This is a genomic window from Heliomicrobium sulfidophilum, assembly GCF_057715735.1.
Map to the genome: position 1 here is coordinate 1 of NZ_JBVTZZ010000004.1, position 20661 is coordinate 20661.

Genomic DNA, 20661 nt, shown 5'->3' on the forward strand with positions numbered 1-20661 from the left:
CAATAGATTACACGTATTTTCGTGCAAAGTCAATAATATTTGCTATGTTTTTCGTGCAAAAATCTATCGATATGCTGTCTTTTTCGTGCATAGAAATGAGCTTGCGCTCGAATATTAATGCGGAGGGTGATGATTGTGAGCATTGGGCAGAGAATAAAGGAACTTAGAGCTTCTAAAAAGCTAAGTCAGAAGGAGTTAGCAGATGGGATAGGTGTGTCGCGTGGTAATGTTGGCGATTGGGAGGCGGAGAAAGCGAAGCCTGGAGCTGATGCGTTGCTGGCATTGTCCAAATTCTTCGGTGTTACGGCCGATTGGTTGTTAAGCGGGGAGGGGTCGGTGCAAGACACACGAATATCCGTGCATGCAATGGGGGATGATATTGCGCCGCACGAGATCGAGTTCTTGGCAAAGGTCCGGCAGTTGTCGAAGGAAAATCGAATCAAAATCGAAGGGATCGTCGAAGGTTTGCTAATCCCTGACGGAATTTCGTCTCACTCCGTCAGGTCGTCCTCGATCCATACTGGACACACTCACACACTCACATTCCCTTTATTTTATTGGGTTTTTGTAACGTCTCGTAACGTCGAACAACGTCCAGGAACGGGGTTTTGTTTTTCTCAATTTCAGTGATACCCGACACGTGCATCTGTTGTCACAGCAAGTGAAGAACGCCGCCGCCGTCGTCGGCGAGATCAATGAAGGCGCCGTCATCATGGTGGATTCGATGGACCAGGTGACCAAGATCGCCCGTGAGTCGGCCAAGAGCCTGGAAGACGTGGCTGCCGCCACGGAAGAGCAGGCCGCCACGGCCGAGACGGTGACTTTTGCCGCCAATCAACTGGCTGGCATGGCTGCCGAACTGGACCAGTCGGTCCGAATGTTCAAGGTATGATGAGAGATTCGAGACAAGTCGTCCGGGGAGGAACGCGGCTGCTAGCCGCCTTCCTTCCCATTACCATTGTGGCTATGCTGTCGCTCTCTCTCGTCAGCTATCACCATGCAGACGCCATCGTCCGAGAGCAGTTGGACCTGCGGATGAATGACATCCTCGATGACATCCATTCAGAAATTACACACAAACTGGATTTACATAAAAGGATTGCTGCTACCCTGGCGGACAACATCGAGAGTTTGGGCGATGAACTGGCGCCGGAACAATATGAGCTGGTGCTGAAAAACTACATGGTCAACAGCAGTCCGGAGACCTACGGCGTCGGCGTATGGTATGAGCCGTACCGGTACGATCGGGATAAAAAGTATTTCGGCCCCTATGTGCATCGAAAAGCGGAACAACTTGTCTTTACCGAAGATTACAGCCAGGCGGAATACGACTATCACAGTCATGCCTGGTATAAAAACGCCCTTGCCGTGAGAAATAAACCTGTTGCAGACAGGGCCAGCGTGGTGGTCTGGAGCAAACCCTACCTCGACAATGTATCCGGCGTGACGATGGTGACGGCGTCGGCGCCCTTTTTTGACGGCGAGGGAAAACCCAAGGGCGCGGCGACGGGCGATATCGATTTGACCGCGTTGCAGAGGTTCATCGGTCAACAGAACATGGGAAAAACGGGGAGAGCCTTTTTGCTCAGTCGTGACGGCCTCTATCTGGCCGATGCAGACGCCTATAAGGTCATGTCTGTCAACATCAAAGAGGATCCCCTTTCCGGTCTTGCCGCGAAAGCCGACGAAATCATGTCCCGCAACAGCGGAAAGCTGACCTTTCAACAGAATGGGCAACCCTTTTTTCTGTACTATGCGAAGGTGGATGAAGTAGACTGGGTGATCGGATTCATCGTTTCGCAACAGGAAGCGTTGGCGCCGGTCCGTTTGTTGCTGTGGAAACAGATCCCCGTCGTGATCGCGGCGACCTTGTTGATCAGCCTTGGCAGTTGGCTCTCCAGACGCATGTGGCTCGAACTGAAAGAATCGCGCGATGAAGTGGCCGAGTTGAACGCCACGCTGGAACACCGCGTGGAGGAACGGACAGAACAACTGCGTATCGCCAATGAGGAACTGAGGACGACCTTGGCGACGCTGCAGGAAATGCAGGCCCAGCTGGTCCATTCCGAAAAGATGAGCGCCCTCGGCAGCTTGGTCGCCGGAGTGGCCCATGAGATCAACACCCCCGTCGGGATCGGGGTGACCACATCGTCCCACCTGGAGACGCGCACCCGCGAGATGGCCGAGCTTTTTGCCAATGGAAAAGTCAAAAAGTCGGATTTAGAGCGGTACCTGAAAACATGCGGCGAAAGCGCTCGCATCATTTACAGCAATCTCCGGCGGGCGGCTGAATTGATCCGCAGTTTCAAGCAGGTCTCTGCCGACCAGTCGAGTGAGCAAAAGCGCCTGTTCAATGTGAAACAATACCTGGATGCGGTGCTGCTGAGCCTGCGGCCGCAGTTGAAGCACACCCGGATTGACGTCCTGGTGGAATGCGACCCTGACCTGGAGATGAACAGCGACCCCGGCAGCCTCTCTCAGATCATCACCAACCTGGTGATCAACTCCTTGACCCACGGGTTTGATCCGGGGGAGCAGGGACGGATTCGGATTCAGGCGGCCCAAGTGGAGCAGGAACTGGTCTTGCAGTACACCGACGACGGAAAAGGCATCCCGGCAGAGATCCGGCCCAAGGTCTTCGAGCCCTTTTTCACGACGGCCCGGAACAAAGGCGGCACCGGTTTAGGACTGCATATCGTCTATAATCTGGTCACCCAAAGGCTGCTAGGGAGGATCCACTGCAGCAGCAACACTATCGAAGAAGCCCCTGAGATGCATGGAACCACCTTTACGATTTGCATTCCCCTGTGAGGAGGATGATGGTCATGGTCAAACGAGATGACGAGCAACCCCGGCAGCATCCATTCCTCATGGAGGGTATTGAAGCGACGAGCCATGAAGCGATGGGCTATCAAGCGACTGCCGATGAAGCGATAGGCAATCAAGCGACTGCCAATGAAGCGATGGGCAATGATGCGATGGCGTCCCAGGCAGAGGACGAACTGTTCGCTTTCATTGATGAAGAGGAGCAGGCGGAACAAAGGCAGCCCGGTCAGCCCGTGCCCTGGAATATCCTCATCGTCGATGACGATCGGGAAGTTCACGCCATGACCCAGGTGGTCCTGGAGGACGTCTGCTTTGACGGCAGGCCTTTGCATTTTATCAGCGCTTATACTGGGCAGGAAGCCCGCAGGATCATGGAAGCGAATGACGATGTGGCCGTCGTCCTGCTCGATGTGGTGATGGAAAGCGATCATGCGGGGTTGAGCACGGTCAAGCATATTCGTGAGGAATTGGGTAACCGGAATGTGCGGATCATCCTGCGCACCGGGCAGCCGGGAGAGGCGCCGGAACGAAAGGTCATCGACGAATATGACATCAATGATTATAAAGAAAAGACGGAACTGACCGCCCAAAAGCTCTACACCACCCTGATCGCTGCGTTGCGCTCGTACCGGGACATCACCGTGATCAACGCCTTCAAACGAGGGTTGGAAAAGATTGTTCAATCGTCGTCGACCATCCTGACCTTGCAGTCCATGAACAACTTTGTCTCCTGCGTGCTGACCCAATTGAGCGCGGTGCTGTGTGTAAGGGAGAATGCTAGCTTTTTCGGCATGTCCAGTTTTGCTGCCGCCGTCAATGACGACAAGAGCGATTTGATTATCCTGGCCGGAACGGGAGAGTATCGCAGCCATGTGAACAAAGCGGTACACGAGGTCGCTCCCGCGAAGGCCCTTGACTTGATCAGGCAAGCCCGGCAAAACGGCGGCAACGTCTTCGATCACAACAGCTTTGCCAGTTATTTTCGGAGCCAAAACGGCCATGAGAACTTGATTTACCTCGAAGGGGCGGGGGAGTTTACCGAGTTTGACCGGTACATGTTGCATATTTTCTGCGCCAATGTCTCCATCGGATTGGATAACATCCACCTGAAAGAGGAAATGGAGCAGACGCAAAAAGAAATCGTCTGTACGCTGGGGGAGATCGCGGAAGCCCGCAGTTTTGAAACGGGCGTGCATGTCAAGCGTGTGGGCGAGTATTGCAAGATACTGGCCGTCGGTTTCGGTCTGAACGAAGAAGAAGCGGAATTGTTGAAAATGGCCTCCCCCATGCATGATGTGGGGAAACTGGCCATTCCCGACGCTATCTTACACAAGCCTGGGCCGCTCACACCGGAAGAGTTTGCGCTGATGCAAACCCATGCCGAGATCGGTTTCGAGATGTTGAGAAAGTCGAGCCGGCCGATCATGCAGGCGGCGGCGTTGATCTCGTTGCAACATCATGAACGGTATAATGGAAAAGGGTATCCCCGAGGATTGCAGGGAGATGAGATCCATATCTACGGAAGGATCGCTGCCATTGCCGATGTCTTCGACGCCTTGAGCTGCGACAGGGTGTACAAGAAGGCTTGGGAGTTGGAGGCCATCTTGGGCTATCTGCGTAAAGAGAGCGGGGAACACTTTGACCCGCATCTGATCGAGATTTTTTTCAACCGTCTGGATGAGATCTTGAAGGTGCGGGAGAAGTACGGCGCAACGGCCAGATAACTCTTCCAGGGACCGCCCGGCTCCCCAGCTTTTGTACAGATGCGGCAAATCATGCGGGCGCTTTGATTTAATCGGTTTTTTTGCAACGCCATTCCAGTTCTTGATGAAAAAACAGATTGATCGTGAACGCATCCTTGACCTGGGCTGCGGCGACGGGGTGCTGACGAAACAACTGGCCGACCTCGTTCCCGAAGGGAGCGCCCTTCCTGAAGTATCTGCCCGATGAGAAAAAGGTCAATTTCCCGTTTTATACCATCGCCTATCGGAAGCTGTTCCAATAGAAAGGCGGTCCTATCGGAGGGCGGCTTATTGAATCGGAACGGTCAAGAGGTCGGCCAATTCGGCGTATGGGATGGTGAATTGAGGAAACCCGGCGGCATAAGGGGCGATGTCGTAGAGTTGGTAGTAGACGACCAGGCCGTTGGGGCTCAGGTAATAGGAATGCTTGGGGTCGATGGAGGTGAAGGGGGTCCAGAGGAAGTAATCCGTGCCTTTCAACTGTTCAATCCGCTGGTTGATCCGTTCGATGTAGGCCGGGGAGGAGAAGAGGTCGGGCAGTTCGTAGATCTTGCCGTCAGTGATGGAAAAGGTGAGGGAAGAGGCGTAGGACATGCCGTGGGCGCCGCCTAAGTAATTGTAATCGATCAAGCGGAGGCTAACGAGGTTGTTGGCGTTATATTTGACTTCATAGTTGCAGGTGATGGAAAAGGTGCGCAGGGGGACATTCGGATCGAGAAAGGATTCCCGCATTTCTTTCGCATCGGTGAGGGTTTTCTGTTTGAACTGGGCGATCTGCTCTTGAATCTTGCGGTTGATCCGCTCCTGGGCGGCCGGATCCTGCATACCTTCGATCTGCGGGTATTGGATGTCGATGATCATCTGCTCGTTTTCGGAAAACTCTTTGGCTGTTTTGATGGTGATGGCGTTTTCCTTAAGCCGCTTCAGCGCCACCGTATCTGTGGACGGATCCAAGGATACGCTGGCCGCGAGGTTTTCCGCGACAAAACGGAGCGGCACATAGATAGCTTGGTCGACCAACTGCGGAGGGGTATCCAGCGCGAGTTGATGATCGTTGACAGTGGCCTTGTACTCATTCATCTTCATAGTAATCGTCCGGTCGGCCTTTTTCAGGATCACTGTTTGGTCAGATGGCGTCCAGATCGGTTCGGCCCCAAGGGAATCGCTGATGGGGTTGAGGGGAACGAGGGCGCGTTCTTCAAGGAGCAGTCCGGAAAAAGGGAGGGCCTTGCCGTCGAGGGTGATATGGAATGTGTCGCCGTCACTGGCGCAGGCGGTCGTGGTGGTTGCAAGCCAGAGCAGCCCTGCGGCGGCGAGGAGGAAGGGTTTTTTCATGGAGAACGGCATTGAACACACGTCCTTTTTTTCGTCATTCTCCTTATCAGTGTACCACATGTTGTCCTGAAAGGTCCAAATATCGCAAAGAATTTGAATATTATGGCATGATAATATTTGTAGTAAATGCAGGGCGCTAACATCGCCTAAAATGGTTGTAAACCAGCTTTTCTAGGGGCTATCATATCGATAGAACAGAAGCATGGCCGAGAATAGTCATGTGCTTTTTTGGCATACTAGGACAAATGGGACGTGAAAAAGGTCCGTAAAGATGTTCGCTAAAGGGGGATTGCTGTGAACCGTAAAGTTTTTCGATGTATCACTCTATTGACAACATTGGCGATGTTGGCCGCCACCACTGTTACGGCTGGCTGTTCGGCTGCGAAGAACGATATCGGAAGCAAGCTCAATGAGGTTGCGAATCAAGCGCAGACCACCATCAATGCAGAGATATCGGCCGGGCTGGCCGAAATGCTGCAAAAAAAGATCGAAGAGGTGAAAGCAAATAACGAAAAGGTTATCAACCCCGATGGCACCATCAACTGGGACGAGGTCGGACGGACAAAACTGGTTGATGTGACGATTGCATCTGTGCTAAATCGCGATTATAAGGCTACATTGCAAGGAAACGGCTTGTTTGAAGTCAATCAGGTGGATAAGGTGACCGGCGAGAAAATTGTGTTTGCGAAATATACGGTCGAGTTTGTGAATGGGGAGGTTAGGTTGAAATAGGGTGTTAGACGCAGACGCAAGCAGAGTTGGTAAGATTGTCGGCGCCGTTGGTACATGAGAAAAAGCCCCCGATGACACGGACGATGAAGCGTGTCAATGGGGGCTTTGATGATTCTATCTCTCACTGAGCGCATTTTTTATCACCCAACGTCTTGCGGATGACAAGTCGGTGTTTACGTGGGAGTTTCCCGGATGGAAAATTGAAGCGGGAGAAAATCCGGAAACATCCCTTCGCAAGCTTATTTCGTAAGTGCGATAGTTGAGCCGTTCATTTTTGAAAAAACAGAAGCATAGTTACAACTATACTTCACTCGGCCTCACCCACACCGTCTGCTGATGATCATAAATCACAAATCCAGGCTTCGCCCCCGAGGGCTTGCGTACATATCGCCGCTCCGTGTAGTCGACAGGCACCTTGTCCGCCTCGCGGGCGCGGCTGAAGTGGGCGGCGTAGGAGGCCGCCAGTTCCAGCACCGAGTCGGGGAGGGGGCGCTGGTCACGGATGGGGATGACCACGTGGGAGCCGGGGATGTCTTTCGTGTGTAGCCAGATGTCCTTGTCGCGGGCCATTTTCATCGTCAAGTAGTCGTTCTGGCGGTTGTTGCGGCCGATCCAGATCGTCCAGCCCTCTTCCGTCGTCACCGTCATCGGCTTCGGCGGCCCTTCCGAGTCGGTGGCGCCACCTTTGCCGCCTCTGTTGCCCTTACCGCTCGCGCCTTTAACACCTTTCCCGCCTTTGCCACCTTTAGCGCCGGCTTTTCGGGCCTTGCCGCCAGCGTCCTTCCCGCCACCAGATGTCCCAGCAACGCCACCGGCGCCGCCATAGCCGCCTTTTCCAGCCTTTCCCTTACTGCCCTCATCCGGCAAATAGCCGCTCGTCACCAACTCCTGACGGATCTCCTCCAGATCTCCCGGCGTTTCCGCCTGTTCCAAAGCGATCAGCACCGTATCCAGGTAGGCCACCTCCTGGGCGGTGTTTTCTTTTTGCTCCGTCGCCAGCAACACCGTCTGGCGGGCTTTGTTGTAGCGGCTGTAGAAGGCCTGCACATTCTCTGACGGCGACAGGGAGGGTTCCAGTTCGATCACATAGGTCTGTTCCGGTTCGGTCAGATCGGCCACGGTGATGGAAGAGTCACCCGGCTGGACGCGGTAGAGGTTGGCCAGGAGCAGGTCGCCCCAGGTGCGGCAGACGAGGTCTTTTTCCGCCGAGGCGATGTCTTTTTCCTGGCTCGTCTTGCGCCGCTGCGCCCGCTCCCATTCGGCGGCGATGCGCTTGACCAGGGCGGAGCGTTTGGCCGCCAGTTTTTCCAGTTCGTCCTTGCTGTGGTAGAAGCGGTCGGCGGCCTCGTTGACACTGTCCATCTTTTCCCGTCGCAGGGTCGGATCCAGATGGGTGAGCGGCCAGGGGGCGAAGGTCTTCGGTGCGCCGGCGCCCGTTTGCCAGACGATCTCCGGTGTCGCCTCCTGGCGCTCCACCAGGGACACCAGGTCTCGCACGGCCAGGGCGAGGCGGCTGAATTCGTAGCGGCCGCATTCGCCGGACACAGCGTCGCGGCCCAAGCCGGCGCGGTGGCAGATCTCGCGCGCCGTTTCGGGGCTGAGGCCCATCAGGTTTTGCTGGAGCGCTTTTTCCACGGGCGTGTTTTCGTCGTGCTTCCAGATCAGTTCCGCCAGGGTCTCGTCGGTCGCCGCCGACGGGGCTTTTTTATTCGGGTCGGGCGGGGCGATGTAGGTCCGGCCGGGGAGGACCTCCCGGTGGCGGCTCACGGCGTGGCTGTAGCGGCGGATGCCGTCGATGATCGTCTCGGTGGCGTCGTCGACGAGGATCAGGTTCGAGTGTTTGCCCATGATCTCCAGGATCAGGCTCTTTTCTGTCCGGCCGCCCAGTTCGTCGCTGGCGTCAAAGCGCAGGCGGACGACCCGCTCCCAGGGCGATTGCTCGACAGCACGGACGCGCCCGCCCTCTAAGTGTTTGCGCAGGACCATGCAGTAGAGGGGCGGTTGGGTCGGGTTGGGCTTGTTTTTTTTCGTCAAGTGGATGCGCCCGGTCACGGGGTGGGCCGAGAGCAGGAGGCGCCAGTTGGTGTGGCCGGTGCGGCCGATCAGGTGTATCTCTTCCGGCAGGGGCTGGACGATGCGGTCGATCCGCCCGCCCAGGAGCGCCGGTCTCAGTTCATCGATGATGGTGGTCAAGGTGAGTCCGTCGAGTGCCATTGGGTATGCCCTCCTTATCACGTTCGCCCCTCATCATAGCATGGCAGCCCCGTTGGCGGCAATTGGAAGGGAAGGCATTGACAGACCTTTCCAATCATAGAAATAGGACAAGAGGGAGCCCGTCCATTTCCGGGGGCGGCCCACGAATCCAGCATGCCGGCGCGGCATGCAATTACAAGGAAACGGGGGAACGCAGATGAAACGTAAAGGCCAAGGTCGTTCGGGGAGGGAGACGGTCGCCGCCCCGGACAAGCCCTGGCACCAGCTCACCTATGAGGAGTTGTGCCGAACGCTGATCGCCGGCTCGCAGGGGCTCAATGAGCGCGAGGCGGAAGAGCGGTTGGGGCGCATCGGGCCGAACGCGCTCCGGGAGGCCGAGGCGGTGCCCTTGTGGCGGCGGCTCTTGGCGCAGTTCACCGACTTTATGATCCTGGTCCTCTTGGCGGCGACGGCCATTTCCGCTTTTTTGGGCGAAATGGCCGACGCCATCACCATTCTGGTCATCGTGGTGATGAACGCCGTCCTCGGCTTCGTCCAGGAATACCGGGCCGAACAGTCTTTGGAGGCATTGAAAAAACTGACGGCGCCGGAGGCGCGGGTGCTCCGCGAGGGCCGCGAAATGCGCGTGGCGGCCCACACCATCGTCCCCGGCGATGTGGTGCTTTTGGAGGCGGGCGACCGGGTGCCGGCCGACCTGCGTCTCCTGGAGGTCCACGACCTGGAGATCGATGAGTCGCCCCTGACCGGCGAGTCTTTGCCGGTTTGCAAGCAGCCGGAGCCGATCACCGCCGCCGGCGTGGGCATCGGCGACATGGACAACATGGCCTTTTCGGGGACAAGCGTCACCCGAGGCCGCGGGCGCGGCCTCGTCGTGGCGACAGGGATGCAGACCGAGATGGGCCGCATCGCCCACCTGATCGAGTCGGTTGGCGACGAGATGACGCCCTTGCAGCGCCGCCTCGATGAACTGGGTAAGATCCTGGTCGTCCTCTGCCTGGCCATCTGCCTCGTCGTCGTCTTCATCGGCCTCTACCAGGGCGAGCCCGTCTACCGGATGGTTCTCACCGGCGTCAGCCTGGCCGTGGCGGCCATTCCCGAGGGGTTGCCGGCCATCGTCACCATCGTCCTCGCCATCGGGGTGCAGCGGATGATCCGTAGTCGCGCCATCATCCGCAAGCTGCCTGCCGTGGAGACACTAGGCTGCGCCACGGCCATCTGCTCCGACAAGACGGGCACGCTGACTCAGAACCAGATGACGGTCCGCCAAGTCTGGGTCTCGGGCGAGCGCGTCGATGTGAGCGGCCAGGGGATTGAGCCGGTGGGCGAGTTTTTCGCCGAGCGGCGGGATTTGGCGGTGGGGGCGGAAGGTGTTGGCGCTGGATTCACCGGGTGGGCTAACCGGACGGGGGCTTCCGGTGAGTCGGGAAGCGCGTCGATGGGGACTGGCTGGGCCGACCTGGACGATCTCTTCCGCGCCTCCGTGCTCTGCAACAACGCTCGTCTCACCGGCGGCGAGTCTTCCCGCTCTCGTAAGGACGTTCCCTTCTGGGGACGCCGCAAGAAGGGTGAGGGAGAAGCGCCGGCCGGCGACTGGGCCCTCACTGGCGATCCCACCGAAGGGGCGCTCCTGGTGCTGGCAGCCAAAGGAGGATTTCTCCATCGGGATGTCGAAGCTGACTTTGATCGTGTCGAGGAACTGCCCTTTGACTCTGACCGCAAGCGGATGACTGTCATTGTGCGCGATCAGAAGGGGCAGATGATGGCCTTCATGAAGGGTGCCCCCGAGGCGGTCCTTTCCCGCTGTGCCTTTGTCCGCTGGAACGGATCGGAAGCGCCCCTCGATGACGACCGCCGCCGGAAGATCCTCGATGAAAACGAGCGCATGGCCGACGAGGCCTTGCGGGTGCTGGCCCTGGCTTGCCGGCCCCTCCCGGCGGGGATGCCGGTCGAAAAATTGATGGAAATCGCCGAGGAGGATCTGACCTTCCTCGGATTGGCCGGCATGATGGATCCGCCCCGGCCCGGCGTCCGCCAGGCGGTGGAGCGCTGCAGCCAGGCTGGCATCCGCACGATCATGATCACCGGCGACCATCCGGTGACGGCCTTGGCCGTCGCCCGGGAACTTGGCATCAGCAGCCGGTCCGACGAGGTGCTTACCGGCGCCTGTCTTGATGAACTCGACGATCGGCAACTGGAGGAAAAGGTGCCCCGCGCCGCCGTCTACGCCCGCGTCTCGCCGGCCCACAAATTGCGCATCGTCCGCGCCTTGAAGTCGCGGGGCCATGTGGTGGCGATGACGGGCGACGGTGTTAACGACGCCCCGGCCGTGAAAGAGGCCGATATCGGCGTCGCCATGGGCAAGGCCGGCACGGATGTGACGAAAGAGGCTTCTTCCATGGTCCTTTCCGACGACAACTTCGTCACTATCGTCACCGCCGTCGAGCAGGGCCGCGCCATCTATGACAACATCCGCAAGTTTATCCGCTATCTCTTGTCCTGCAACGCCGGCGAGGTGCTTGTCATGTTCCTGGCTAGTCTCATGGCCTTGCCGCTGCCGCTGTTGCCTGTTCAACTGCTCTGGGTCAACCTGGTCACCGACGGCCTGCCGGCGATGGCCCTCGGCGTGGACTCGCCCGATCCGGACGTGATGCGCCGGCCGCCGCGCCACCCGAAAGAACGCATCCTCGCCGGCGGCCTGGGGCGAAATATCCTGATCTGGGGAACCTATTGCGGGTTAGCCACATTGGCCGTCTTTGCCTGGGGGATTTACCTGGGCGACCTTCCCCTGGCACGGACGATGGCCTTTTGCACCTTGACTTTTTTCCAACTCTTCTACGTCTTTGACTGCCGGTCGGAGCGCTACTCCGTCTTTGAACTGGGCTGGTTCACCAACCGCAGTCTCATCGGGGCCGTGTGCCTCTCCGGTCTGATGCAGTTGGCCGTCGTTTACCTGCCGCCGCTGCAGCGGATCTTCCAGACCGTTCCCCTGGAGCCGAGCCACTGGCTCGTCATCCTCTTCTTCTCCGGCGGCTGGCTGCTCCTGGCTGGGCTCCGCCACTTCGTCTTGCGGCCTCTCGGGCAGCGCGACGGCGGGCGGGCGTTGTATGGACAGTAGCACTATATAAGGAAAAGATTGAATCCCGGAAAGGTGGCATCGTCGATGGAATTCGTAAAAATGCACGGCCTCGGCAATGACTTCATCATTGTCAACGCCATGGAACCGCCCCTGTTGGACCGCGAGGACTGGGAGGAGATCGCTGTCCGCATCTGTAACCGCCACTACGGTATCGGTGGCGACGGTTTGATCCTCCTCTTCCCCTCTGACAAGGCGGACATCCGCTGGCGCATCCTCAACTCCGACGGCTCCGAGCCGGAGATGTGCGGCAACGGCATCCGCTGCCTGGCCCGTTATGTCTACGAGCGGGGCATCGTCGCCAAGCGTCGCATCGAGGTGGAAACCCTGGCCGGGATCATCATCCCCGAGATCATCACCGACGAAGCCGGACTTGTCACCGGCGTCTGTGTCGACATGGGCGAGCCGCGCTTGCAACGCCACCAGATCCCTATGGTCGGGCCGGAAGGCCCTGCCGTCAACCAGGAACTGGCTGTCGGCGATGAGGCGGTCCGAGTGACAGCCGTGTCTATGGGCAACCCCCATTGCCTTATCTATGTCAACGACATCGACGAAGCGCCGGTCACCACCCTGGGTCCCAAGATGGAGATCCACCCGGCTTTTCCGGCGAAGACGAATGTTGAGTTCGTTCAGGTCGTCGCCCCCGACGAGGTGCAGATGCGCGTCTGGGAACGCGGCGCCGGTCCTACACTGGCCTGCGGCACCGGTGCTTGTGCTACCGTCGTCGGCTCCGTCCTCAACGGCTACACGGACCGCAAGGTGACGGTTCACCTCGCTGGCGGCCCGCTGCACATCGAGTGGCGCGAAGAGAACAACCGCGTCTACATGACTGGTCCGGCGGTGGCGGTTTTCCAGGGCGATTTCCCCCTGTAAAAGGGAAGTATCGGCTTCGCCCCCTCTGGGGAAGGCTATTGCCGCATCGCCTGACCTTTTACCCTAAAAAAAGCATGCGGGGCTGGGCGACCAGCCCCCTTTTTTTCAATCTGAAAAAGGAATTGCCGGAACTAGGTCGAAGTAATCACGCGAAAATGATAGTGCGGCGATGGTTTTCGGATCCTAATCGCATGTACGGGCGATCCGGAATAGCGTAGGAACGGCAGTGGGCCGCGCAAAGGAAGATGCATCGTGATCAAGAGCATGACCGGCTACGGTCGGGGAGAAGCCTGCGGAGGAGGGAAGCGCGTCACCGTCGAGGCGAAAGCGGTCAATCACCGCTACTCGGAAGTGGTCGTCCGCTTGCCTAAAACCTATATGGTCCTGGAAGATGCGATCAAGAAGATCTTTTTCCAGGGCGTCTCCCGGGGAAGGGTCGATGTGTTCGTCAACATGGAAACCGATGGGGAAATCACCCGGCAGGTAAAGGTTGACAAACAATTGGCCCTTCGATATTATAAATCGTTGAGAGACTTGGCGCAGGAGCTGGAATTGCCTTGTGATGTGGGTATAAACGCCCTCTACGGCCTCCCGGAAGTGATCACCCTCGATGAACCGGAGGAGGACATGGATGAGGTGACCCGCGTCGTCGAGGCGGCGGCGCGGCAGGCCTTGGACGGCCTGGTGGGCATGCGCATCCAGGAAGGGAACTCCTTGGCGGAGGATCTCTTTTTGCGCTTAACGGCGCTGCGCCACCGGATCAAGGCGGTGGAGGAGCGCTCGCCCTTCGTCGCCGAAGACTACCTGAACCGTTTGCAGGAGCGCATCAAGGAACTGCTCGGGCAAACGCCCGTTGATGAGCAGCGCTTAGCCATGGAAGTGGCCCTCTTCGCCGATCGTTCGAACATCACCGAAGAACTCGTCCGCCTCAACAGCCACCTGGAGCAGTTTCAAAAGGCGCTAGCCTCGTCCGAACCGGTGGGACGGAAGCTCGACTTTCTCGTCCAGGAGATGAACCGCGAAGTCAATACGATCGGATCGAAGAGCAACGACCTAGAAATCTCCCGCCATGTGGTCGATTTGAAGAGCGAAATGGAAAAAATACGTGAACAGGTGCAAAATGTAGAATAAGTCGTACCTGGAACCTTAGGAGGATCATTGATGGCGGTTCCCATGCTCACGGAGGAACAGAAATCGGAAGCCCTGAAAAAGGCCCATGCGGTGCGCAGCCAGCGCACCCAACTGCGCAACCAGTTGAAGGCCGGCGTCGTCTCGGTCGATGCGGTCTTTAACCGGATGGACGACGAGGTTGTCCGGGGGATGAAGGTCCTTTACCTGCTCGAATCGCTGCCGAAGGTCGGCAAGCGGACGGCCCGCCGCATCATGGCCGACATCGGTATCGATGAGTCCCGGCGCTTACAGGGGCTCGGCAGCCGACAGCGGGATGCGTTGATGGCGAAACTGACGTAGGAGGAACCAGGATATGGATATCAAGCTGATCAATATCGGTTTTGGCAACATCGTTTCCGCCAGCCGGATTGTCGCCATCGTCAGTCCTGAGTCGGCGCCGATCAAGCGTATCATTCAGGAAGCCCGGGATCGGGGCATGCTGATCGACGCCACCTACGGGCGGCGCACCCGGGCCGTTATCATCACCGACAGCGATCACGTCATCTTATCGGCCGTCCAGCCGGAAACGGTGGCGCATCGCCTGTCAGCCAAGGAGTCGGTCCATCATGGAGACGAGGGAGCCGAATAAAGGCGTACAGATCCTCCAATCCTACCTGGCTCGCATGGGCCGCGGCGTCCTGCTGGTCATGTCTGGTCCCTCCGGGGCGGGCAAAGGGACCCTCAGCCGCCGTCTATTAAACGAACTGCCACAACTGACCCTGTCCATATCCGCAACGACCCGCAAGCCTCGTGAAGGGGAACGGGAAGGCGTTCATTATTTTTTTCTGAGTAAGGAAGACTTTGAGCAACAGATCGAAGAGAACCGGTTTCTCGAATTTGCCCAGGTCTATGATAACTACTACGGGACGCCTTTGGGGTCGGTGCAAGCGTCGCTGGCCAGCGGAAAGGACGTCCTCTTGGAGATCGATATCCAGGGGGCGCTGCAGGTTAAGGAGCGTTACCCCGAAGCGGCGCTTATCTTCATCGCGCCGCCTTCTTTGGAGGAACTGGCGCGGCGGATCTACGGGCGCGGCACCGACAGCCGCGAGGTTATCGAAAAGCGTTTGAGCCTGGCCTCGCAGGAGTTGGAGTACATCAACCGTTACGACTACTGTGTCATCAACGATGACGTGGAGCGCGCCATCACCCGCCTGCGGGCGATCGTGGAGGCCGAGAAGTCACGGATCTACCGTAAGCTGGAATAGCTCCTTCAGCTTTCTCAAAGTTTTGGGGAGGTGTGAAGACCATGAACCAACCGTCTTTGGACAAATTGATGGAAAAAGTGGATAGCAAGTACACCCTGGTGGTGTTGGCGGCCAAACGGGCCCGCTCTCTGGTGGAGAAGCAGGATCCCCTTGTCAGCGCCGGCAAGTCCGCCAAGCCTGTCAGCGTTGCCTTGCACGAGATCGTCGATGGCAAGGTGACCTACCGGCAAGCGAAAGGCGGCCTCAAGTGAGACAGCCAGAAGCGGGACATTCTCAGAAAAACATCCTAAAGGGCAAATTTATCGCCGTCGGCGTCTCTGGCGGTATCGCCGCCTACAAGGCTTGTGACCTGGTGAGCCGGCTCGTCAAGGCCGGAGCCCAGGTCCAGGTGATCCTGACGGCTTCGGCGACCCGTTTTGTGGGACCGCTGACCTTTCAAACCCTTTCCGGGAGACCTGTCATCACGGAGATGTTTGATGAGCCGAAGCAGTGGAACGTGGCTCATGTGTCTGTCGCCGACGCGGCAGACCTTTTTGTCTTGGCGCCGGCGACGGCCAACATCATCGGCAAGCTGCGCTGCGGCATCGCTGACGATTTTCTTTCGACGACACTGCTGGCCATCCGCTCGCCCCTTGTCATCGCTCCGGCCATGAACGTGAACATGTTCAATCACCCGGCGGTGCAGGAAAACCTGGCCGTCCTCCAGTCGCGCGGCGCTGTCATCGTGGAGCCTGACGAGGGGCGGCTCGCCTGTGGCGTCACGGGGAAAGGGCGCCTTGCTGAGGTGGAGCGTATCCTGGCCACGATCGAGGATACGCTGGCGGCGCAGGGGTCGTCGACCAGTCCTGGTGGGGCCGATGAAGCGGCGTCGCCTGAGGTTTTATTATCGCCCAACATTTCAGGATCGCTGGATGCTCTCGAAACGCCGGAAGCGCCTGATGAGCAGGGCGATTCCATTGCGCCGTCGCGCGACCTCGCCGGTCGCCGCGTGTTGATCACCGCTGGCGGTACTCGCGAGGCCATCGATCCGGTCCGCTACATCAGCAACCGCTCCTCCGGCAAGATGGGCTACGCCCTCGCCCGGGAGGCACTCCGGCGCGGAGCTGAGGTGGTCCTGGTGACGACGCCGACTGGTCTGCCTGTCCCCGAGGGGGCCGAGGTGGTGCCTGTCGAGTCGGCTGAGGAGATGTATGAGGCGGTTCTTTCTCGCTTTGACGCTGTCGATGTGATCGTCAAAGCCGCTGCCGTCGCCGATTACCGCCCGGCGGCGCCAGCGGAGCAGAAGATGAAGAAGCAGGCCGACCGCCTGTTTTTGGAACTGGTCCGCACGCCAGACATCCTGGCGGAACTAGGCCGGCGCAAAGCGGGGCAGGTGCTCGTCGGCTTTGCCGCCGAGACGAACGACCTGGAGACCTACGCCCTGGACAAGCTGCGGCGCAAGAATTTGGACCTGATGGTCGCCAATGATGTGACCCAGCCGGGGGCCGGTTTCGGCGTCGAGACGAACATTGTCACCCTCTTCGACAGACAGGGCACGAAGGAATCCCTTGACGTCATGACGAAGGAAGAAGTGGCCTGTCGAATTTTTGAACGGGTTGTTCAAATCTTATCGCACAGTTGTGATTAATGCCCTTGTTTTTCTCCAACGTCCTTGATAATCTAGGAAGGAAAGCCAACGAGGGGCATTTTCGCCCAGATCCACACATTTTTCAGCGAAAGCCGCGAAGGAGGAAACAGATTTGAGCCGTAAACGTCTCTTTACGTCGGAATCTGTCACCGAAGGTCATCCCGATAAGGTGGCCGACCAGATTTCGGACTCCGTACTTGACGCCATCCTTGGACAAGACCCCATGGCGCGGGTGGCCTGTGAAACGTCGGTGACGACCGGCCTGGTGCTGGTTGCTGGCGAGATCACCACCAAGTGCTATGTCGATATTCCCAAAGTCGTGCGCCAGACGATCCGCGAGATCGGCTACACCCGTGCGAAGTTTGGTTTTGACTGTGAAACCTGCGCCGTTCTCACCTCCATCGACGAGCAGTCTCCGGACATCGCCATGGGTGTGGACAAGGCGCTGGAAGCCCGGACCGGCGAGATGAGCGAAAGCGAAATCGAAGCCACCGGCGCCGGCGACCAGGGCATGATGTTCGGTTACGCCACCAACGAGACCGAAGAGTACATGCCCATGCCCATCTCCCTGGCCCACAAGCTGTCCCGCCGCCTCTCCGAGGTCCGCAAGACGGCTGAACTGGAATACCTCCGTCCCGACGGCAAGACTCAGGTCACTGTTGAGTATGACGGCGACAAGCCGGTCCGCGTCGACACTGTCGTTATCTCGGCGCAGCACTCGCCCGAAGTCTCCCTGGAGACGATCAAACAGGACCTGATCGAGCGCGTCATCCTGCCCATCATTCCTCCGAGCCTGCTCGACGATAAGACCCGCTACTTCATCAACCCCACCGGCCGTTTCGTCATCGGCGGACCTCAGGGTGACGCTGGTCTGACGGGCCGCAAGATCATCGTCGACACCTACGGCGGCATGGCCCGTCACGGCGGCGGCGCTTTCTCCGGCAAGGATCCCACAAAAGTCGACCGTTCGGCGGCCTACGCGGCTCGGCACGTGGCGAAGAACGTCGTCGCCGCCGGCCTGGCTGACCGTTGCGAAATCCAACTGGCTTACGCCATCGGCGTTGCTCATCCTGTCTCGGTCTTGGTCGAGACCTTCGGCACCGCCAAGGTGGATGAAGCCAACATTGAAAAATGGGTCAAAGAAGTCTTCGACCTCCGTCCCGCCGGTATCATCAAGGAATTGCAACTGCGCCGGCCCATCTACCGTCAGACGGCGGCCTACGGCCACTTCGGCCGTATCGACGTTGATCTTCCCTGGGAGCGCCTCGATAAGGTCGAAGCGCTGAAGAAACTGGCCGGCCTGTAAGCCAGACCTGGAAGCCCGGAGCCAAGGCTCCGGGCTTTTTCACTTTAAGCGCACTGGGGTGTAAAGCGGTATGGCGCCCGAACAATGGCCTGAACTCGCGCAGGTCGTCGTGGACATCCCTCATCAGGAACTTGATCGCGTCTTTCATTACCGCGTGCCTGCGGCTTTGGCGAGAGAGGTCCAGCCGGGCTGTGAAGTCTGGGTTCCCTTTCACGGTAAGGTAATCCGAGGCTGGGTGATGGCTGTTGAGGCTGCCACGGCGGAGTTGGAAAAAGCCTTCTCCATACAGCCAATCGAGGCCGTAAAGGTCAGCTACCCTTTGGGCTCCGACTTGCTGGCACTCGTGCCCTGGCTGGCTAAGGAGGCCTTGGGGACGATGGCCGATGTGCTGCGGATGATGGCGCCGCCCGGCCCCCCGGTCCGTCCTGCCGCCTGGGTGCTCCTCTCTGACCGGCCCGATGGAGAGACGATCGCCTTCTGGGAGGGGATCGACCCGGAATGCGCGGCCCTGCTGCGCCGCCTCTCCCGGGCGCCGCAGCGGCGGATGAAGCTCGCGACCCTGACAGGCAAAGCAGGCAGTGTGCCTCCGGCGGTGATTGAACGGCTCGTTCATGCCGGGCTGGTGACCGTGCGACGGTTGCTCCCCAGGCAGGTGGAGGCGGGATCGGCAGAGGCAACAGATCCACACTTGTCAAAAGGGAGAGTATCTTCGCCTGATAAGGCGCCGCTTTTTCCCGAGCCCACTCTTACCCCCGATCAACAGCGCGCCGTCCACTGCTTGACAGAGGCTCTCGATGCAGCGCAAAGGACCAATGTCGATCGCCGGCCCTTCTTGCTCCACGGCATCACCGGCAGCGGCAAGACGGAGGTTTACATCCGAGCCGTCCGGGAGACCTTGGCCCGCGGACGCCAGGCCTTGCTCCTGGTGCCAGAGATTGCCTTGACGCCGCAGACGGAGCGCCGTTTGCGGGAACGCTTCGGCAACAAGGTGGCCCTGTTGCATAGCGGACTGGCCGACGCGGCCAGGAAGCAGGAATGGCAGCGCATCCACCGGGGCGAGGCTGATCTTGTCGTCGGCGCCCGTTCGGCCGTCTTTGCCCCGTTGCCGAAGCTGGGCTTGATCATCCTTGATGAGGAGCATGAACCCTCCTACCAACAGGAAAACGACCTCAAGTACCATGCGCGGGAGGTGGCCATCGAGCGGGCGCGCCATTGCGGCGCTGTCGTCGTCCTCGGTTCGGCCACGCCTGCTCTGGAAACATACGCACAGGCCTTGTCGGGCCGCTTCCGTTTGCTGCAACTGCGTCAGCGGCCGGCGGGCGGGAAACTCCCCCCTGTCGATGTGATCGATATGCGCAATGAACTCGTTTCCGGGAACAAGGGAATGCTTTCGCAGGCGCTTCTGGAGGCTGTGGAAGCCCGGTTGCAGCGGCGGGAGCAGGTGATCCTCTATCTGAACCGGCGCGGTTTTTCCACCTTTGTCATCTGCCGCGAGTGCGGCACTGTCGTAACCTGTCCCCGTTGTTCCATCTCCCTCGTCTACCATCGCCAGGGGGAGCAGTTGCACTGCCACTATTGCAACTTCCGCCGCCCTGTGCCGGAGGCATGCCCCCACTGCCGGAGCCGGGCGATCCGCTACTTCGGCGCCGGAACCCAGCGGATCGAGGAGGAGTTGCGGGCTCGCTTTCCCGGCGCGCCTGTTTTGCGGATGGACCGTGATGTGGCGGAACAGGAGGGGATCGCGCCCGTCCTGGAGGCTTTTGGCCGCGGCGAAGCGCCGATTCTCGTGGGGACACAGATGATCGCCAAAGGGCTCGACTTTCCACGGGTCACGTTGGTCGGTGTCGTCGCCGCTGACGCCTCTTTGCATATCTCCGATTTTCGCGCCGCTGAGCGGACCTTTCAGTTGTTGTCTCAGGTGGCCGGGCGGGCGGGCCGGGCGCGCGACCCCGGCCAGGTGATCCTGCAGACTTACTGTCCCGAGCATTACTGCCTGCAAGCGGTGCAAATGCATGATTATGAAGGGTTTTTCCGCCGGGAAATCGAATTACGGCAACAACTCGGTTATCCGCCTTTTTCTCGTCTGGCCCGGGTCCTTTTTTCCGGTCCGGAAGAGCCCCTCGTCCGCCTGGCAGCCGATACGTGGGCGGAGATCCTGCGCGAACAGGCAGAGCCTTTGGCAGGCAGCGCTCCCAGCGGCCTGGATGTTTGGGGGCCGGCGCCGGCGCCGGTGGCCAAGGTGGAAAATCGTTTTCGCTGGCTCTTGACCTTGCGGGCAAGCGGCGACAGGTTAGAGACGTTGCGATCCGCCCTCACGGTTGCCGGGAGGGAATACAAACGCCGCCGCGGACGTCCCGCCGGTGTGACGATCAGCCCCATGCTCAATCCCTAGTGTGCTTAACCCTTAACGCTCGATGGATTGAGAATCATATTTTTATCGGTGTATCCTGAGCGAGGTTTGCGATATGATATTTTGGATAGATTTAAAGCCGACAGGG

18 protein-coding genes are annotated in these 20661 nt (G+C 58.9%); 16 read left to right on the plus strand and 2 right to left on the minus strand.

Annotated features, from left to right (window positions below):
• Positions 1 to 135 precede the first annotated feature (135 nt).
• The 5 genes from AC0CW1_RS01355 (at position 136) to AC0CW1_RS01375 (ending at position 4776) form a co-directional block, all read left to right on the plus strand.
• Positions 136 to 630, plus strand: coding sequence for a helix-turn-helix domain-containing protein (locus tag AC0CW1_RS01355; RefSeq protein WP_488181326.1), 495 nt, complete (start codon positions 136 to 138; stop codon positions 628 to 630).
• A gap of 10 nt (positions 631 to 640) precedes the next feature.
• Complete coding sequence (locus tag AC0CW1_RS01360; RefSeq protein ID WP_488181327.1) at positions 641 to 892, plus strand: hypothetical protein; 252 nt, start codon at positions 641 to 643, stop codon at positions 890 to 892.
• Positions 892 to 2811 carry a PDC sensor domain-containing protein gene (locus AC0CW1_RS01365; protein ID WP_488181328.1) on the plus strand — a complete coding sequence of 640 codons (1920 nt, stop codon included), beginning with the start codon at positions 892 to 894 and terminating at the stop codon, positions 2809 to 2811. The genes AC0CW1_RS01360 and AC0CW1_RS01365 overlap by 1 nt, the downstream gene beginning before the upstream one ends.
• A gap of 14 nt (positions 2812 to 2825) precedes the next feature.
• Positions 2826 to 4550 carry a DUF3369 domain-containing protein gene (locus AC0CW1_RS01370; protein WP_488181329.1) on the plus strand — a complete coding sequence of 575 codons (1725 nt, stop codon included), beginning with the start codon at positions 2826 to 2828 and terminating at the stop codon, positions 4548 to 4550.
• Positions 4551 to 4653: 103 nt separating this feature from the next.
• Positions 4654 to 4776 (plus strand): hypothetical protein, encoded by a 123-nt coding sequence (locus AC0CW1_RS01375; protein WP_488181330.1) that lies wholly within the window; start codon positions 4654 to 4656, stop codon positions 4774 to 4776.
• Between the two features lie 80 nt (positions 4777 to 4856).
• Here AC0CW1_RS01375 and AC0CW1_RS01380 read toward each other — a convergent pair whose 3' ends face one another.
• Positions 4857 to 5915, minus strand: coding sequence for a stalk domain-containing protein (locus AC0CW1_RS01380; RefSeq protein WP_488181331.1), 1059 nt, complete (start codon positions 5913 to 5915; stop codon positions 4857 to 4859).
• 282 nt (positions 5916 to 6197) lie between these two features.
• Here AC0CW1_RS01380 and AC0CW1_RS01385 point away from each other — a divergent pair, with 282 nt between their 5' ends.
• Positions 6198 to 6635, plus strand: a complete 438-nt coding sequence (locus AC0CW1_RS01385; protein WP_488181332.1) for a hypothetical protein — start codon at positions 6198 to 6200, stop codon at positions 6633 to 6635.
• A gap of 300 nt (positions 6636 to 6935) precedes the next feature.
• Here the strand turns inward: AC0CW1_RS01385 and AC0CW1_RS01390 are convergent, their stop codons facing one another.
• Positions 6936 to 8849: an Rqc2 family fibronectin-binding protein gene (locus tag AC0CW1_RS01390; RefSeq protein ID WP_488181333.1), complete on the minus strand. Its 1914-nt coding sequence runs from the start codon at positions 8847 to 8849 to the stop codon at positions 6936 to 6938.
• Between the two features lie 196 nt (positions 8850 to 9045).
• Between AC0CW1_RS01390 and AC0CW1_RS01395 the strand changes: the two genes are divergently transcribed.
• The 10 genes from AC0CW1_RS01395 (at position 9046) to priA (ending at position 20555) form a co-directional block, all read left to right on the plus strand.
• Positions 9046 to 11964 (plus strand): cation-translocating P-type ATPase, encoded by a 2919-nt coding sequence (locus AC0CW1_RS01395; RefSeq protein ID WP_488181334.1) that lies wholly within the window; start codon positions 9046 to 9048, stop codon positions 11962 to 11964.
• 45 nt (positions 11965 to 12009) lie between these two features.
• Positions 12010 to 12855, plus strand: a complete 846-nt coding sequence (gene dapF, locus AC0CW1_RS01400) for a diaminopimelate epimerase (protein WP_488181335.1) — start codon at positions 12010 to 12012, stop codon at positions 12853 to 12855.
• 252 nt (positions 12856 to 13107) lie between these two features.
• Positions 13108 to 13986, plus strand: coding sequence for a YicC/YloC family endoribonuclease (locus tag AC0CW1_RS01405; protein ID WP_488181336.1), 879 nt, complete (start codon positions 13108 to 13110; stop codon positions 13984 to 13986).
• Positions 13987 to 14016: 30 nt separating this feature from the next.
• The gene (gene mihF, locus AC0CW1_RS01410; RefSeq protein ID WP_488181337.1) at positions 14017 to 14325 is read left to right on the plus strand and encodes an integration host factor, actinobacterial type; all 309 of its coding nucleotides are present in this window, start codon (positions 14017 to 14019) and stop codon (positions 14323 to 14325) included.
• 13 nt (positions 14326 to 14338) lie between these two features.
• The gene (gene remA, locus AC0CW1_RS01415; RefSeq protein ID WP_488181338.1) at positions 14339 to 14614 is read left to right on the plus strand and encodes an extracellular matrix/biofilm regulator RemA; all 276 of its coding nucleotides are present in this window, start codon (positions 14339 to 14341) and stop codon (positions 14612 to 14614) included.
• Between the two features lie 34 nt (positions 14615 to 14648).
• Positions 14649 to 15230: a guanylate kinase gene (gene gmk / locus AC0CW1_RS01420; RefSeq protein ID WP_488182091.1), complete on the plus strand. Its 582-nt coding sequence runs from the start codon at positions 14649 to 14651 to the stop codon at positions 15228 to 15230.
• Between the two features lie 41 nt (positions 15231 to 15271).
• Positions 15272 to 15481 carry a DNA-directed RNA polymerase subunit omega gene (gene rpoZ, locus AC0CW1_RS01425; protein ID WP_488181339.1) on the plus strand — a complete coding sequence of 70 codons (210 nt, stop codon included), beginning with the start codon at positions 15272 to 15274 and terminating at the stop codon, positions 15479 to 15481.
• On the plus strand, positions 15478 to 16857 hold the full coding sequence (gene coaBC, locus AC0CW1_RS01430) for a bifunctional phosphopantothenoylcysteine decarboxylase/phosphopantothenate--cysteine ligase CoaBC (RefSeq protein WP_488181340.1): 1380 nt from the start codon (positions 15478 to 15480) through the stop codon (positions 16855 to 16857). The genes rpoZ and coaBC overlap by 4 nt, the downstream gene beginning before the upstream one ends.
• Before the next feature lie 112 nt (positions 16858 to 16969).
• Complete coding sequence (gene metK / locus AC0CW1_RS01435; protein ID WP_488181341.1) at positions 16970 to 18163, plus strand: methionine adenosyltransferase; 1194 nt, start codon at positions 16970 to 16972, stop codon at positions 18161 to 18163.
• Between the two features lie 70 nt (positions 18164 to 18233).
• On the plus strand, positions 18234 to 20555 hold the full coding sequence (priA, locus tag AC0CW1_RS01440) for a replication restart helicase PriA (protein ID WP_488181342.1): 2322 nt from the start codon (positions 18234 to 18236) through the stop codon (positions 20553 to 20555).
• The last annotated feature ends 106 nt before the right edge of the window (positions 20556 to 20661 follow it).